The sequence below is a fragment of the Klebsiella sp. NPDC088457 genome, from assembly GCF_044900465.1.
GTDB lineage: Bacteria > Pseudomonadota > Gammaproteobacteria > Enterobacterales > Enterobacteriaceae > Klebsiella.
Map to the genome: position 1 here is coordinate 50,538 of NZ_JBJDNH010000009.1, position 14,054 is coordinate 64,591.

Consider the following 14,054-nt stretch of genomic DNA (forward strand, 5'->3'; position numbering starts at 1 on the left):
CGTCATACTTCAGACTACAGGTGCGTTGGCTACGTTAACTCACCCCGGTCACTTACTGGAGTAAGCTCCCGGGGATTCGTTATCTTGCCGCCTTCCCGTAGCCCGAATTATTTAGGGAGGGCTTCCCGTCATACTTCAGACTACAGGTGCGTTGGCTACGTTAACTCACCCCGGTCACTTACTGGAGTAAGCTCCCGGGGATTCGTTATCTTGCCGCCTTCCTGTAGCCCGAATTATTTAGGGAGGGCTTCCCGTCATATCACAAACGGCAGGACGTTTTGCTATTACGGCAGCAGCAGGCTTGAGCCTTCGGTAGCGCGACTTTCGAGAACCTCATGGGCGCGGCGGGCATCGCTCAGGGCATATTTCTGGCTTTCGGCCACATCGACGTTAATCACGCCGCTGGCGATCAATGAAAACAGCTCGCGACTGGCCTCCGCCAGCTCTTCGCGGTTGGTGATATAGCCTTGCAGAGAAGGGCGAGTGACGTACAGCGACCCTTTCTGGTTGAGGATCCCGAGATTCACGCCGATCACCGGGCCGGAAGAGTTGCCGAAGCTGACCATCAGCCCCCGACGCTGCAGGCAATCGAGAGAGGCTTCCCAGGTATCTTTGCCCACCGAGTCATAGACCACATGGACTTTTTTCCCATCGGTAATCTCTCTTAAGCGCTCAGCGATATTCTCTTCACGATAGTTGATCACCTGCCAGGCGCCGGCCTGCGTCGCCCTCTGGGCTTTTTGCGCGCTGCCGACGGTGCCGATCAGTTTTGCGCCCAGCGCCTTCGCCCACTGGCAGGCGATCAGCCCGACGCCGCCGGCGGCGGCGTGGAACAGGAACGGTTCGCCGGGTTTGATTTCATAGGTTTTGCGCAGCAGATAATAGACCGTCAGCCCTTTAAGGAACGAGGCCGCGGCCTGCTCAAATGAGATCTCGTCGGGTAAAATCGCGGCCTTATCCGCGTTGACGTGATGCACCGAGCTATAGGCGCCGAGCGCTGACTGCGCGTAGACGACGCGATCGCCCGGCTTGATATGTTTAACGTCGCGCCCGACTTTCGTCACCACGCCCGCCGCTTCGGTGCCCAGACCGCTTGGCAGCGACGGCGGTGGGTAGAGGCCGCTGCGGATATAGGTATCGATGTAGTTGATACCAATCGCTTTATTTTCTACCTGGATCTCGTTTTCCGCCGGATCTGCTGGCACAAACTCCACCACCTGCAGAACGTCCGGGCCGCCGTGCTTGTGAAATTCAATACGTGTTGCCATGCTTCCTCCTGAACTATGTGGTAACCTTTCGAGCCAATTTCTATACCGGGAATTCCATTCAATATGGCAGGAAATAAACCCTTCAACAAACCGCAGACTGAACCCCGTGAACGCGACCCGCAGGTCGCCGGGTTGAAAGTACCGCCGCACTCGATTGAAGCGGAACAGTCGGTGTTGGGCGGTTTAATGCTGGACAACGAACGCTGGGACGACGTCGCTGAGCGCGTGGTTGCGGAAGATTTCTATACCCGTCCACACCGCCATATCTTTATCGAAATGGCGCGCCTGCAGGAAACCGGCAGTCCGATTGACCTGATTACGCTCGCGGAATCGCTGGAGCGTCAAGGTCAGCTGGATAGCGTCGGCGGGTTCGCCTATCTCGCCGAGCTGTCTAAAAACACGCCCAGCGCGGCGAACATCAGCGCCTATGCGGATATTGTGCGTGAACGTGCCGTAGTGCGCGAGATGATATCGGTGGCGAATGAGATCGCCGAAGCGGGTTTCGACCCCCAGGGCCGGACCAGCGAAGATCTGCTCGACCTGGCGGAATCGCGCGTCTTTAAGATAGCGGAAAGCCGCGCCAACAAAGACGAAGGCCCGAAAAATATCGCCGATGTTCTCGATGCTACCGTAGCGCGTATCGAGCAGCTGTTCCAGCAGCCGCACGACGGCGTCACCGGGGTGAATACCGGCTATGACGATCTGAATAAAAAAACCGCCGGTCTACAGCCGTCGGATCTGATTATTGTTGCCGCCCGTCCTTCGATGGGGAAAACGACTTTTGCAATGAACCTCGTTGAAAATGCGGCGATGTTGCAGGATAAACCGGTACTCATCTTCAGCCTCGAGATGCCATCGGAACAGATTATGATGCGTTCTCTGGCCTCGCTGTCGCGCGTCGACCAGACCCGAATTCGTACCGGCCAGCTGGATGATGAAGACTGGGCGCGGATTTCCGGCACCATGGGTATCCTGCTGGAAAAGCGCAACATCTATATCGATGACTCCTCCGGCCTGACGCCGACGGAAGTGCGCTCCCGCGCGCGGCGTATCGCCCGCGAGCACGGCGGTATTGGCCTTATCATGATCGACTACCTGCAGCTGATGCGGGTGCCGTCGCTCTCCGATAACCGTACGCTGGAGATCGCCGAGATCTCCCGCTCGTTGAAGGCGCTGGCAAAAGAACTTCAGGTGCCGGTGGTCGCGCTGTCGCAGCTGAACCGCTCGCTGGAGCAACGTGCCGATAAACGCCCGGTCAACTCCGACCTGCGTGAATCAGGCTCCATCGAGCAGGATGCCGACTTAATCATGTTTATCTATCGTGACGAGGTGTATCACGAAAACAGTGACTTAAAAGGCATCGCGGAAATTATTATTGGTAAACAGCGTAACGGGCCAATCGGTACGGTACGTCTGACGTTTAATGGTCAGTGGTCGCGGTTTGATAACTATGCGGGACCACAGTACGACGATGAATAAATCTCCGTTATCCTTCGCGCTGCAGGTGCGTTGACTACGTCCGCTCACTCCGGTCACTTAGTTTAGTTCCCGGGGCCTTGCGGGACTGGCGCGTAACCCGGACTGCGTCCTCGCCCCTTCGGGGCCAGCGCAGGCGCTGTTCAAAAACGCCAGAGCGTTTTGTCCTGCAACACGAATGATTCAGGAGATTCGCTAATTCTAATTAAGGAATTCAAATGCAAGCGGCAACTGTTGTCATTAACCGCCGCGCTCTGCGACACAACCTGCAACGTCTGCGTGAACTGGCGCCTGCCAGCAAACTGGTTGCAGTCGTGAAAGCGAACGCTTACGGACACGGTCTTCTTGAGACCGCGCGAACGCTCCCTGATGCCGATGCCTTTGGCGTCGCCCGTCTCGAAGAAGCCCTGCGCCTGCGCGCGGGCGGTATCGATAAGCCGATTCTGTTGCTGGAGGGGTTCTTCGATGCCGCCGATCTGCCGGTGATTGTCAGCCAACGGCTACAAACGGCGGTCCACAGCCCGGAGCAGCTGGCAGCCCTCGAGCAGGCCGAACTGCCTGAACCGGTTACCGTCTGGATGAAGCTGGATACCGGGATGCATCGCCTGGGGGTGCTGCCGGAGCAGGCGGAGGCCTTCTATCAGCGTCTGAGCCAGTGTAAAAACGTGCGTCAGCCGGTGAACGTCGTCAGCCATTTTGCCCGCGCTGACGAACCCGAATGCGGCGTGACCGAACGCCAGCTGGATATTTTCACCACCTTCACCGAAGGCAAGCCAGGCCTGCGTTCCATCGCCGCGTCGGGGGGGATTTTGCTGTGGCCGCAGTCGCATTTTGACTGGGCGCGTCCGGGGATCATTCTCTACGGCGTATCGCCGCTGGAAGCGCCCTCCACCGGCGCTGATTTTGGCTGTCAGCCGGTGATGTCGCTAACCTCGAACCTGATTGCCGTACGCGAGCATAAGGCGGGTGAGCCGGTAGGTTATGGCGGTACCTGGGTTAGCGAACGCAACACCCGTCTTGGCGTGGTGGCGATGGGCTATGGCGACGGCTATCCACGGGCGGCGCCATCCGGTACCCCGGTGCGGGTTAATGGCCGGGAAGTCCCCATTGTCGGGCGCGTGGCGATGGATATGATCTGCGTCGACCTTGGACCGGATGCGCAGGATAAATCCGGCGACCCGGTGGTGCTGTGGGGAGAGGGGCTGCCCGTTGAGCGCATTGCTGCGATAACGAAAGTGAGTGCTTACGAACTCATTACACGCCTGACGTCCCGGGTAGCCATGCGGTACGTGGATTAAGCGCGGCCTTTCCGTTGCCGCGCCGCAGCTGAGACATCCCCGGTGGCGCGATGCTTAACGGGGCTACGGTGATGGTACCGGTAGCCCGACGAAGGTGTGGACGTCGTGAGCCGGGAAAGGCCCTCGGTCGGGCTGTATTTGGGCGATCTTCGCCGGCTATCCAGCAACATCCTCTCGATCTTCTTCTGCTTCCGGTTTATTGTGTCAGGACCTGCCTCTCGTAAATCCGGAGAAACATCACGTGTTTCAGAAAGTTGACGCCTACGCCGGCGATCCCATCCTCTCCTTGATGGAGCGTTTCAAAGAAGATCCGCGTAGTGACAAAGTAAACCTTAGCATCGGCCTGTATTACAACGAAGACGGGATTATCCCGCAGCTACAAGCGGTAGCGGAAGCGGAGGCGCGCCTTAACGCTCAGCCGCACGGCGCTTCTCTCTATCTGCCGATGGAAGGGCTAAACCCTTACCGCAGCGCCATTGCGCCGCTGTTGTTTGGTGCCGAACATCCGGCGCTGATACAAAACCGCGTAGCCGCTATCCAGACGCTGGGTGGTTCCGGCGCATTGAAAGTCGGCGCCGACTTTCTGAAACGCTACTTCCCGGGCTCCCGCGTGTGGGTCAGTGACCCGACCTGGGAAAACCACATCGCCATATTTGAAGGGGCTGGCTTCGAAGTACGCACTTACCCTTGGTTTGATAATGAGACCAACGGCGTGCGTTTTGACGCCTTGCTGGAGACGCTGGAGACGTTGCCAGAAGGTGACATCGTGCTGCTGCATCCATGCTGCCATAACCCGACGGGCGCCGATCTGAGCCATGCGCAGTGGGATGCGGTGGCTAACGTGCTGAAAGCGCGCAAGCTGATTCCGTTCCTCGATATTGCCTATCAGGGCTTTGGGGCGGGAATGGATGACGATGCTTACGCGATTCGCACTATCGCCAGCTCCGGTATGCCGATGCTGGTCAGCAACTCCTTCTCGAAAATCTTCTCCCTGTACGGCGAGCGCGTTGGCGGCCTGTCGGTGGTTTGCGAAGATTCAGAGACCGCGAGCCGCGTGCTGGGGCAGCTGAAGGCGACCGTTCGTCGTAACTACTCCAGCCCACCGAACTTTGGCGCCCAGGTTGTCGCGGCGGTGCTGAATGACGCTGAGCTGAAAGCCTGCTGGCTGGCGGAGGTTGAAGCGATGCGCACGCGCATTCTGGCCATGCGCCAGGAGCTGGTGAACGTCCTGAAGGACGCGGTTCCTGGCGTCAATTTCGACTATCTGCTGAAGCAGCGTGGGATGTTCAGCTATACCGGTTTCAGCGCCGCGCAGGTTGACCGTCTGCGTGAGGAGTTTGGCGTCTATCTGATTTCCAGCGGCCGGATGTGCGTGGCGGGCCTGAATTCACGTAACGTTCATCGCGTTGCGCAGGCGTTTTCTGCGGTCATCTAATTCCCTGTGCCTACCGTGCCCTTTCCGGTTTAACGGAAAGGGCCATTCCCTTCCTGAAGTGTGATCATTCTCTTTTTCTATGACATTCGAGCAGAAAATTCTTTGCATCGCCGGGGGGCGGGGTTAAGGTCATGGTGCATAAGATAATGCGTCCACATTATTGAAAATAATAACGATTCGACTATTTATACGCACAGTCATCCGCGCTGTATCGCGGCAGCAGGTCCGGACGCCTTGTGGCCTGCCGGGCGGCAGTTCGCAGGATGACGTTTAAAGGGAAAAATATGCGCAAGATAACGTCGGCCTTGAGTGCCTTCTGCTTACTTTTCACGTTAAATCACTCAGCAATCGCTCTGGAGTCTTCCCCGTCACAGCTGAATCCAGGCACCAACGTCGCCCTCCTCGCCGAACAGGCGCCGATTCACTGGGTATCCGTGGCGCAAATTGAAAATAGCCTGTTAGGGCGTCAGCCGCTGGCCGTTGGCTTTGATATCGACGATACCGTTCTGTTTTCCAGTCCAGGCTTCTGGCGCGGACAAAAAACGTTCTCTCCCGGTAGCGACGCTTACCTGAAAAACCCGGAGTTCTGGGAGAAAATGAACAACGGCTGGGACGAATTCAGCATGCCGAAAGAGGTGGCGCGTCAGCTCATTGCGATGCACGTGAAACGCGGCGATAGCATTTACTTCGTTACCGGCCGTAGCCAGACTAAAACCGAAACGGTATCGAAAACGCTGCAGGAGGATTTCCTGATCCCGGCCGCGAATATGAATCCGGTGATTTTTGCCGGCGATCGGCCGGGGCAGAATACGAAAACCCAATGGCTGCAGGAGAAAAATATTAAGGTCTTCTACGGCGATTCAGATAACGATATCAGCGCCGCTCGAGAGGTGGGCGCGCGCGTGATCCGCATCTTGCGTGCGTCAAACTCCTCATATAAGCCATTGCCGATGGCCGGGGCACAGGGTGAAGAAGTGATCGTGAATTCCGAATACTAATTTCACCTTCTGCTGAAATATGTCAGACGCGAAAGCGGCAGCCATCAGGCTGCCGCTTTTTTGTACAAAAAAGCGTGTGGGGAGGTTTTACCTTTTTGCTTATTGCTGCACACTTAGAAAGATTCATTCGCAACAGGGGTCGTTTATGTGGCATCAACAAACGCTGACGTTAGGCGCAAAATCTCGCGGCTTCCATCTGGTGACCGATGAGATCCTGGGCCAGCTCCACGCGCTGTCGCGCGTCAAGGTCGGGATGTTGCATCTGCTGCTCCAGCACACTTCCGCTTCCCTGACGCTTAACGAAAACTGCGATCCGACCGTCCGCTACGACATGGATCAGTATTTTCTCAACGCGGTGCCGGATCATGCGCCGTATGAACATGATTATGAAGGTCCTGATGATATGCCGTCGCATATCAAGTCGTCGATGCTTGGCGTATCCCTGCTGCTGCCGGTGCAGGACGGGCGCGTCAGGCTGGGGACCTGGCAAGGGATCTGGTTAGGGGAACATCGTATTCACGGCGGTTCGCGGCATATCGTCGCGACGCTCACGGGGGAATAACAGATGACCATTTCGGAGTTATTGCTGTACTGCATGGCAAAACCGGGCGCCGAGCAAAGCGTGCATAGCGACTGGAAAGCCACGCAAATCAAAGTGTCGGACGTGTTATTTGCGTTGGTGAAAGAGGTGGAGGATAAGCGGCCCGCTGTATCACTGAAAGCCAGCCCGGAGCTTACCGAACTGCTGCGCGAACAGCACGTTGACGTCCGGCCCAGCAGACATCTGAATAAAGCCCACTGGAGCACGGTATTTCTTGATGGCTCCTTGCCGGATTCACAGATTTACTACCTGGTCGACGCCTCCTATCAGCAGGCGGTACGGCTGCTGTCGGACCCGACCCGACAGCAGCTTTCACAGTGATTAGCTTAGCAAAGGTTTGAGGAAGCGCGCGGTGTGCGAGGCTTCGCACTCTGCAACCGTCTCTGGCGTCCCGGAAACGAGGATTTCACCGCCGCCGCTGCCGCCTTCTGGCCCAAGGTCCACAATCCAGTCAGCGGTTTTGATGACATCGAGGTTATGCTCAATGACCACGATGGTGTTGCCCTGATCGCGCAGCTGGTGCAGCACGTCCAGCAGCTGCTGGATATCGGCGAAGTGCAGGCCGGTGGTCGGCTCATCAAGAATATACAGCGTCTGCCCGGTGCCACGCTTCGACAGCTCACGCGCCAGCTTCACGCGCTGGGCCTCGCCGCCGGAGAGAGTGGTGGCTGACTGACCGAGACGGATATAGGTCAGGCCCACGTCCATCAGCGTTTGCAGCTTACGCGCCAGCGCCGGCACGGCATCGAAGAACTCACGCGCTTCTTCGATGGTCATATCCAGCACTTCATGAATGGTCTTGCCTTTGTACTTAATCTCCAGCGTTTCGCGGTTATAGCGCTTGCCTTTGCACTGGTCGCACGGCACGTAAATATCCGGCAGGAAGTGCATTTCGACTTTAATCACGCCATCGCCCTGACAGGCTTCGCAGCGGCCGCCGCGGACGTTAAAGCTGAAACGCCCGGGCGTGTAGCCGCGCGAGCGTGATTCCGGCACGCCGGCAAACAGTTCGCGCACCGGCGTGAAGACGCCGGTATAGGTGGCCGGGTTTGAACGCGGCGTACGGCCAATGGGGCTCTGGTCGATATCAATAACCTTATCGAAGTGTTCCAGTCCTTGTACATCGCGGTAGGGGGCCGGTTCAGCGATGGTCGCGCCGTTGAGCTGACGCTGGGCAATCGGAAACAGGGTGTCGTTAATCAGCGTCGATTTACCCGAACCGGAGACCCCGGTGATACAGGTAAACAGGCCTACCGGCAGCGTCAGCGTCACATCCTTCAGGTTGTTGCCGCGGGCGCCGGTGAGCTTGAGGACTTTTTCCGGGTCGGCGGGCACGCGCTGCTGCGGGACTTCAATCTTACGTTTGCCGCTCATGTACTGCCCGGTGAGGGACTCTGGCACCGCCATGATCGCCTCCAGCGTCCCTTCGGCCACCACCTGGCCGCCGTGTACCCCGGCCCCCGGACCGATGTCGATCACGTGGTCGGCGGCGCGGATAGCGTCTTCATCGTGCTCGACGACGATCACCGTGTTGCCCAGGTTACGCAGATGGACCAGGGTACCGAGCAGACGTTCGTTATCGCGTTGATGCAGGCCGATAGAAGGTTCATCCAGCACGTACATCACTCCGACCAGCCCGGCGCCAATCTGGCTTGCCAGGCGAATACGCTGGGCTTCCCCCCCGGAGAGCGTTTCCGCCGAGCGCGAGAGCGTCAGGTAATTCAGGCCGACGTTGACGAGGAATTTCAGGCGATCGCCAATCTCTTTCAGTACTTTTTCGGCGATTTGCGCCCGCTGCCCGGAGAGCTTCAGATTGTTGAAGAAGTCCATCGCATGGCCAATGCTCATGTCAGAGATGGTCGGCAGCGGCGTGTTTTCGACAAACACGTGGCGGGCTTCGCGGCGCAGACGGGTCCCGTGACAGCTGGTGCACGGACGGTTGCTGATGAACTTCGCCAGCTCCTCGCGCACCGCGCTGGATTCGGTCTCTTTGTAGCGGCGCTCCATATTATGCAGCACCCCTTCGAACGGGTGGCGGCGCACGGAGGTGTCGCCGCGATCGTTCATATACTTGAATTCAATATTCTCTTTGCCTGAACCGTAGAGGATCACTTTCTGAACGTCGGCGTTGAGGGTCCCCCACGGCGCTTCGATATCAAACTGATAGTGCTCCGCCAGCGACTTCAACATCTGGAAATAATAGAAGTTACGGCGATCCCAGCCGCGGATCGCCCCGCCTGCCAGCGACAGCTCCACGTTCTGGATAACCCTGTCGGGATCGAAGTACTGCTGGACGCCAAGACCGTCGCAGGTCGGGCAGGCGCCCGCCGGGTTGTTGAAAGAAAACAGGCGCGGCTCCAGCTCGCGCATGCTGTAGCCGCAAATCGGGCAGGCGAAATTGGCGGAGAACAGCAGCTCTTCCGCTTTTTCATCATCCATATTGGCGACCACGGCGGTACCGCCGGAGAGCTCCAGGGCGGTTTCGAACGACTCGGCCAGACGCTGAGACAGATCGTCGCGGACTTTGAAGCGATCGATAACCACTTCGATGGTGTGTTTCTTTTGCAGTTCCAGCTTCGGCGGATCGGAAAGATCGCAGACTTCGCCGTCGATCCTGGCGCGGATATAGCCCTGGCTGGCCAGATTTTCCAGCGTTTTGCTGTGCTCCCCCTTGCGCTCTTTAATAATCGGCGCCAGCAGCATCAGGCGCTGGCCTTCCGGCTGGGAGAGCACGTTATCGACCATCTGGCTGACGGTCTGCGCCGCCAGCGGGACATCATGGTCCGGGCAGCGCGGCTCGCCGACGCGCGCATACAGCAGGCGCAGATAGTCGTGAATCTCGGTGATGGTACCGACCGTCGAGCGAGGGTTATGGGACGTTGATTTCTGCTCAATGGAAATCGCCGGCGACAGCCCCTCGATATGATCGACGTCCGGTTTCTCCATCAGCGACAGGAACTGACGCGCATAGGCGGAAAGTGATTCAACGTAACGACGCTGTCCTTCGGCATACAGCGTGTCGAAAGCCAATGAGGATTTGCCTGATCCTGACAGCCCGGTAACGACAATCAGTTTGTCGCGTGGGATGACGAGGTTGATGTTTTTGAGATTATGGGTGCGGGCGCCCCGAACTTCGATCTTATCCATTCACCTTTCCCGGTAGGTAGATACACGGACTGCCTAGTTTGCATAGAAGAACAAACGGCGGAAACGGCTAATTATGGCACAATCCGACCTGTTTGAATATACAGTATTGGAACGGTAATCGGAGTACGCGATGAAAAACGCCGGGGCGATAAGATGTTTACTGGAATCTGCCTCGCAGCTATCAAAATGCCCCTTTGTGGTGTTAGAATTACCGGTTTACACTTATTAAGAAACCTATTCAGGAGATTCGATCATGGCCAGCAGAGGCGTAAACAAGGTGATTCTCGTCGGTAATCTGGGGCAGGACCCGGAAGTACGCTACATGCCGAGTGGCGGCGCAGTCGCCAACTTCACGCTGGCGACTTCCGAATCCTGGCGCGATAAGCAGACCGGCGAAATGAAAGAACAGACTGAATGGCACCGCGTTGTGCTGTTCGGCAAGCTGGCTGAAGTCGCGGGTGAGTACCTGCGTAAAGGCTCTCAGGTGTACATTGAAGGCCAGCTGCGTACCCGTAAATGGACCGATCAGTCCGGCACGGAAAAATACACCACTGAGATCGTGGTGAACGTGGGCGGCACCATGCAGATGCTGGGCGGCCGTCAGGGCGGGGGCGCTCCGGCTGCGGGCGGCGGTCAGCAGCAGGGCGGTTGGGGTCAGCCTCAGCAGCCGCAGGGCGGCAACCAGTTCAGCGGCGGCGCGCAGTCTCGTCCGCAGCAGCAGGCGCCGGCAGCGCCTTCTAACGAGCCGCCGATGGATTTCGATGACGATATCCCGTTCTAAGCTCAACCTTCGCTGCTGTGGCTAAGGCATAAATAAATTTAAAGCCCCGTTTTGCGGGGCTTTTTTATGGCTGCGCAACAACGAGAAGGCGCGGATTTCCGTCGCCTCACCGCGCGGCTGACGCGGTCTGCGTCTTCGCCGGCGTGAACGGGGGCGTTTATTGTGGGCTTTGACGGGGAGCGATGAGGCCCTGCGTGCGGTGGTGGATATGGCGTATTTGACCATTATCTATTTTTGTTGAACTGCAATAGGTTCTGCATAATAAAATAAATATGCTTAACTAATTGTGGAAATAATATGTGGAAATAATGATTTTTTTGTGTGTATGCAATTATTTTTATTAATTCATACTCCGGTGCGCCGACATGATGAATTGCTTATGCTGTTGTTTTATTTGTTATATTTAAAAAGCTGCGACAATTTATTTATTCTCATCTTGATAATAACTCTCATTTCTAATAACGTGGCACGGCACAATAATCATATTGCATGCCGATCGCAAAACGTTATCTAAGAATAGCGCGACACGCGCCTTTTATCGTTTTTTAACAGGGTGAGCGTTTATATTTTGGCTAAAGGTTGTTTATTCCTGTCCCGGGCATTAATCGGGAGGGTTTTGCTACGCCAAAACCAGGCATAAAGTTGTACGCGTGGAAATGATTGCCGCTGTTTTGCTGAATGATGAAGGAGGCGTGCCCCGACAGCAAAAAGAAAACAGGGCATATTTCATGAAACGATACTCGCACTACTCGCTGGCCGTGCTGATTCATGCGGCTATCTGGGGCGTGGCGTTGCCAGCGCAGGCCGCTGATAGCAGCACTCCGGACGAAACGAAGAAGGCCGATGTGGCCGACGCCTCGACACATGCTGAAGAGACGATGGTGGTCACCGCCGCCAAACAGAACTTACAGGCTCCCGGCGTTTCGACGCTCACCGCCGATGAAATTCGCAAACACCCTCCTGCCCGCGATATCTCTGAACTGATCCGTACCCAGCCGGGGGTGAACCTCACCGGCAACTCGACCAGCGGCCAGCGCGGTAATAACCGGCAAATCGATATCCGCGGCATGGGGCCGGAAAATACGCTGATACTGATTGATGGCAAGCCGGTGACCAGCCGCAACTCGGTGCGTTATGGCTGGCGAGGCGATCGGGATACCCGTGGCGATACCGGATGGGTACCGGCGGAGATGATCGATCACATCGACGTGATCCGTGGCCCGGCAGCAGCGCGTTATGGCAATGGCGCAATGGGCGGGGTGGTGAATATCATCACTAAACCCGTTAACAATGAATGGCATGGCTCATGGAATACCTACATGAACGCGCCCCAGCACCGGAAAGAGGGCGCGACGAAGCGTACCAACTTCAGCCTGAATGGCCCGCTGTCGGACAGCGTGAGTTTCAATCTATGGGGGAACCTGAGTAAGACTCAGGCCGATGCCCAGGATATTAACTCCGGCCATGAAGCAGCGCGAACCGGTACCTATGCGGGCTCCTACCCGGCCGGGCGCGAAGGGGTGGTCAACAAAGATATCCATGGCAAGCTGCGCTGGGAATTTGCGCCGATGCAGGCGCTGGAATTTGAAACCAGCTACAGTCGCCAGGGCAACCTCTATGCCGGCGATACGCAGAACACCAACACCAGTACGCTGGTGAAAAGTATGTATGGCAAAGAGACCAACCGAATCTACCGGCAGACCTATGGCCTGACCTGGACCGGAGGGTGGGATAACGGGGTGACCAGTAATAGTTACGCCCAGTATGAGCATACCCGTAACTCGCGTATGAATGAGGGGCTGGCTGGGGGCACGGAGGGCATCTTCTCCAGTAGTGAGTTCTCGGATATCGATCTGGCTGACGTCCTGCTGCATAGCGAAGTGAATATCCCGTTCACCTTCGGGGTCGACCAGAACCTGACGCTGGGTACCGAGTGGAACCAGCAGCGGATGAAAGATGGCGTGTCGACCACGCAGGCGCTCTCTTACGGCGCTATCGACGGCATCTCCGCTACCGGCCGTAGCCCGTACAGCAGCGCCGAAATTTTCTCGCTGTTTGGCGAAGATAATCTCGCGCTGAGCGATAGCACGATGCTGACGCCGGCGCTGCGTTTTGACCACCACAGCATCGTGGGCAATAACTGGAGCCCGTCGCTGAATCTGTCGCAGGGCCTGAGCGATGACTGGACCTTGAAGCTGGGGATCGCCCGCGCCTATAAAGCGCCGAATCTCTATCAGCTCAACCCTAACTACATCCTCTACAGCAACGGTCAGGGGTGCTACGCCAGCAGCGCTGCCTGCTATCTGATGGGCAATAGCGACCTGAAAGCGGAAACCAGCGTCAACAAAGAGATTGGCCTTGAATACAAGCATGAAGGCTATCAGGCGGGAGTGACTTATTTCCGCAACGATTATCACAATAAAATCGAATCCGGATACTCGGCGGTCGGTACGGCCAGCAACGGCACCACTAATATTTATCAGTGGGAAAACGTGCCGAAAGCGTTGGTGGAGGGGCTGGAAGGTTCATTGAACCTGCCGGTGAGCGAAACGGTCAACTGGAGCAATAACCTGACCTGGATGCTGCAAAGTAAGAATAAGACCACCGGCGATCGCCTGTCGGTCATCCCGCAGTTTACCCTCAACTCAACGCTGAGCTGGCAGATGCGCGACGATCTCTCGTTGCAGAGCACCTTTACCTGGTACGGACGTCAGAAACCTAAACGTTTCAATTACAAAGGTGAGGCGGTGTCCGGCAGCGAACTCAATGAGGTGAGCCCGTACAGCATTGTCGGCTTGAGTGCGATCTGGGATGTTAACAAAAACCTGAGCCTGACCAGCGGGGTGGATAATCTCTTTGATATTCGCCACTATCGCGCCGGGAATGCGCAAACGACGGGGAACGCGACTACCGGCGCCTATTTATACGGCGCTGGTACTGAAACCTATAATGAATCAGGGCGAACCTTCTATGTCAGCGTAAATACGCATTTCTGATATTGTGCCTGGCCGGGATATTTGACTATCCCGGCTTTTGACGGCGACTCAGGT

The 14,054-nt window shown here is 56.8% G+C and carries 10 protein-coding genes; 8 read left to right on the forward strand and 2 right to left on the reverse strand.

What is annotated here, in order from left to right; translation table 11 throughout:
- Window positions 1–284: 284 nt before the first annotated feature.
- On the reverse strand, window positions 285–1,268 hold the full coding sequence (locus ACI2JR_RS07735) for a quinone oxidoreductase (RefSeq protein WP_462478265.1): 984 nt from the start codon (window positions 1,266–1,268) through the stop codon (window positions 285–287).
- Window positions 1,269–1,331: 63 nt separating this feature from the next.
- On the opposite strand from ACI2JR_RS07735, the gene dnaB reads away from it, so the two are divergent.
- The 6 genes from dnaB to ACI2JR_RS07765 all read left to right on the forward strand — a co-directional run bounded on the left by dnaB (window position 1,332) and on the right by ACI2JR_RS07765 (window position 7,397).
- Window positions 1,332–2,747 (forward strand): replicative DNA helicase, encoded by a 1,416-nt coding sequence (gene dnaB / locus ACI2JR_RS07740; protein ID WP_132730303.1) that lies wholly within the window; start codon window positions 1,332–1,334, stop codon window positions 2,745–2,747.
- A 215-nt stretch (window positions 2,748–2,962) separates the two neighbouring features.
- Complete coding sequence (gene alr / locus ACI2JR_RS07745) at window positions 2,963–4,042, forward strand: alanine racemase (RefSeq protein ID WP_132730302.1); 1,080 nt, start codon at window positions 2,963–2,965, stop codon at window positions 4,040–4,042.
- A 241-nt stretch (window positions 4,043–4,283) separates the two neighbouring features.
- A complete protein-coding gene (gene tyrB / locus ACI2JR_RS07750) occupies window positions 4,284–5,477 on the forward strand; it encodes an aromatic amino acid transaminase (RefSeq protein ID WP_462478266.1) in 1,194 nt (397 codons plus the stop codon).
- 284 nt (window positions 5,478–5,761) lie between these two features.
- A complete protein-coding gene (gene aphA, locus ACI2JR_RS07755; RefSeq protein ID WP_462478267.1) occupies window positions 5,762–6,475 on the forward strand; it encodes an acid phosphatase AphA in 714 nt (237 codons plus the stop codon).
- A gap of 145 nt (window positions 6,476–6,620) precedes the next feature.
- A complete protein-coding gene (locus tag ACI2JR_RS07760) occupies window positions 6,621–7,037 on the forward strand; it encodes a secondary thiamine-phosphate synthase enzyme YjbQ (protein ID WP_462478268.1) in 417 nt (138 codons plus the stop codon).
- Window positions 7,038–7,040: 3 nt separating this feature from the next.
- Window positions 7,041–7,397: an MmcQ/YjbR family DNA-binding protein gene (locus ACI2JR_RS07765; protein ID WP_132730298.1), complete on the forward strand. Its 357-nt coding sequence runs from the start codon at window positions 7,041–7,043 to the stop codon at window positions 7,395–7,397.
- Here ACI2JR_RS07765 and uvrA read toward each other — a convergent pair whose 3' ends face one another.
- On the reverse strand, window positions 7,398–10,223 hold the full coding sequence (uvrA, locus tag ACI2JR_RS07770; RefSeq protein ID WP_132730297.1) for an excinuclease ABC subunit UvrA: 2,826 nt from the start codon (window positions 10,221–10,223) through the stop codon (window positions 7,398–7,400).
- 253 nt (window positions 10,224–10,476) lie between these two features.
- On the opposite strand from uvrA, the gene ssb1 reads away from it, so the two are divergent.
- Window positions 10,477–11,004: a single-stranded DNA-binding protein SSB1 gene (ssb1, locus tag ACI2JR_RS07775; RefSeq protein ID WP_132730295.1), complete on the forward strand. Its 528-nt coding sequence runs from the start codon at window positions 10,477–10,479 to the stop codon at window positions 11,002–11,004.
- A gap of 728 nt (window positions 11,005–11,732) precedes the next feature.
- On the forward strand, window positions 11,733–14,000 hold the full coding sequence (locus ACI2JR_RS07780; protein ID WP_462478269.1) for a TonB-dependent siderophore receptor: 2,268 nt from the start codon (window positions 11,733–11,735) through the stop codon (window positions 13,998–14,000).
- Window positions 14,001–14,054: the final 54 nt, after the last annotated feature.